The organism is Microvirga sp. P5_D2 (assembly GCF_054049475.1).
Genome location: NZ_JBFUMH010000432.1, coordinates 1 through 506 on the forward strand (window position 1 = coordinate 1; position 506 = coordinate 506).

General features: G+C 63.1%; 1 protein-coding gene. It reads right to left on the reverse strand.

The genetic code is table 11. The features are described from left to right. Positions 1–506, reverse strand: a 506-nt coding sequence (locus ACXJKO_RS32125) for a transposase (protein WP_457095031.1), incomplete at both ends; no start/stop codon positions are given.

Consider the following 506-nt stretch of genomic DNA (forward strand, 5'->3'; position numbering starts at 1 on the left):
CATCTGCTCATCTGCTCTCTGAGTGCCGCGATCTTGTCCTTGATCCGTCCGGCCTTCTCCTGCGCCAGTGCGCTCTCCTGCCGGTCGGCGGTGTCGAGGGCGGACAGATAGTGTGCGATGCTGGCCTCAACCTGCTCGATGCGCTTGGCGAGTTTGGCYGGCGTGAAGTTCTTATCGCGCGCGTTGACCGCCTTGAACTTGGAACCGTCGATGGCCACCACCGCCTGCGAGAACAGGTTGAGCTTGCGGCACAGTTCGACGAACTGCCGGCACACCGCCTGGATGGCCGCTCCATTGTCCTTGCGGAAGCGGRCGATGGTCTTGTGATCCGGCTGGAGCTGGCCAGTCAGCCACATCAGCTCGAGGTTACGGCCGGTCTCCTGCTCCAAGCGACGGCTGGACGGGATGCGGTTGAGATAGCCGTAGATGTAAATCTTGAGCAGCGCCGCCGGATGATAGGCCGGGCGGCCTGTCGCCTGTGGGATGACCCTCTCGAACCCCAGAGC